The following is a 1,962-nucleotide window of genomic DNA, read 5'->3' on the forward strand; positions in this document are numbered from 1 at the left end:
CAGGCGGCACAGGAGTACACATCGGTAAACGGCCCCTGGCGGCTTCTCCGGATGTACTGCTCCTTGGGGGCGTAGCCTACTTTTAGGATGACGTCTAAGCTCTTGGACTTGTCGCCGATACTGTACCGGGCGGAGCCAAAGTCCAGCAGCTTCACCATGCCGTCCTTGGTGATGTAGATGTTGTCCGGGGTCACGTCCCGGTGGATGAAGCCCTCTTGATGGACCGCAGTCAAAGCCCGGAGCACCGGGATCATCACGTTCAGGGTATCCTCTACACTCACCTTTCCGCCGTGGTTGGCGATGTAGGTTTTAAAGGAGATACCCTCGATGTAGTCCATGACGAAGTACGAGGTGTCGTTCTCGTCAAAGTAGCTGGTCACCGCCGCAATGTTGGGGTTGCCGATGAACTTGGCCAGGGTCCGGGCCTCCTCCTGGAACCGCTCGGAGCCGTACGTAAAATCCTCGGAACGGTCGGCGGAGAGGACGGAGACGGTGGTGCCCTCCACACGGGTGGCCAGCTCCCCGGGCATGAACTCCTTGATGGCCACCTTAGCCTCCAGCTGGGTGTCCCAGGCCAGATAGGTGATGCCGAAGCCGCCCTGGCCCAGCACCCGGCCCACGATGTACCGGTCATTCAGAACGGTCCCAGCCCGCAGGGCCACCGGGTACTTCTTCTCATTCTCCGCCAGATCGAAGCCGCAGTGGGGGCACGGGCCATCTAAACTGTCCCGCTCCTGAAAACAGTTATAGCAACGAAATGTCTGTCTTGTTTCCATAAGATCAATTCCTTATGTTTTTACTTAATCCAGATTCAGAATCGGGACGTGATCAAGGCTTGAATAGTCAAGCTGTTCCGAATGCCCATAGATCGTTAACGTCTGTAAATTGGGGAGTTCGCTCAAGGGTGACAGGTCGGTCATTAAATAGCCATTGTACAACGTGAGGCTCCTGATATTTTTTAAGCTGCGGAACGGCGACAAATCGGAGACGTCCCCGTCCAGCCGAGCCTCCTGTAAATTGGGAAATTGGGCGACGACATCCAGACTGCACCAGTCCTGCTGGTTTGCCGAGGCCAGACGCCGGGGCAGGACCAGCACTCGCAGCTTTGTCAAATTCCGCAGCGGCTCCAAGCTGTCATAGCTGGCTTCAAACCCATAGATATCAAGTTCTTCCAATTCCGTCAGATTGGCCAGAGGGGCCAAGTCTTCCAGACCATCCATGTTGAAATGGATCTCTTTTAAGTGGTGCAGATTTTCCAGCGCGTTCAGATCGGTCCCCAGATAAGCATTTGCCTCATTACTGGGCAGCTCTAAGATCTCCAAATTGCTCATTCCGGACAAGGGGGAGAGATCAGATATAGAAATCGCCCCAAACAGGCGGAGTTCCCTCAGATTTGTCAGACCGGACAGCGAAGACAGATCGTTTAGAGAACGGACTGCCAGGGTTAGAGATTCCAACTGGGACAACTCAGACAGCGGAGAAATATCTTCGATCAAGCTGAGGCTCTCTCCCAGGCCGCTGGACATATTGAGCGACCGTAATTGCTGCATTCCGGCCAGAGGGGACAGATCGGAAATTTCCGCATTCGCCGGCAATGTCAGATTGACTAACTCCACCATTCCGGAAAGAGGGGATAGATCGGTGACGGCTCCATTTTCCCCTAAGCTCAGGGACTGCAGTTGGGTCAGTCCGGCCAAAGCAGTCAGATCAGAAAGCTGATTCCCATCTAAATTGAGTTTTTTTAGATTGGTCATCTCCGATAATCCCTGAATGTCGGAATCCGTCAAATCCTGGTAGCTGAGATCCAATTCTTCCAGAGCTGTGCTGTACTCCTCCCCGCCGATGGTCACCGTGGGGGCCAGGGCTTCCGCAATGGGGTTCCCGTCGCCTTTCTCCCCTCCGGAACCGCTGGAGTTCCCGCCGATGGCGATCCCAAAGCCCACGGCCACCGCAATCACCGCC

At 55.0% G+C, this 1,962-nt stretch carries 2 protein-coding genes; both read right to left on the reverse strand.

Features of this window, described 5'->3' with window-relative positions; translation table 11 throughout:
• Positions 1-776: serine/threonine protein kinase (locus H6B31_RS16535; protein WP_204899500.1), on the reverse strand; the 776-nt coding region annotated here is incomplete at its 3' end.
• 24 nt (positions 777-800) lie between these two features.
• Positions 801-1,962, reverse strand: a 1,162-nt coding sequence (locus H6B31_RS16540) for a leucine-rich repeat domain-containing protein (RefSeq protein ID WP_204899501.1), incomplete at its 5' end; no start/stop codon positions are given.

The sequence above is a fragment of the Pseudoflavonifractor capillosus genome (assembly GCF_016899775.1).
Taxonomy (GTDB): Bacteria; Bacillota; Clostridia; order Oscillospirales; family Oscillospiraceae; genus Lawsonibacter.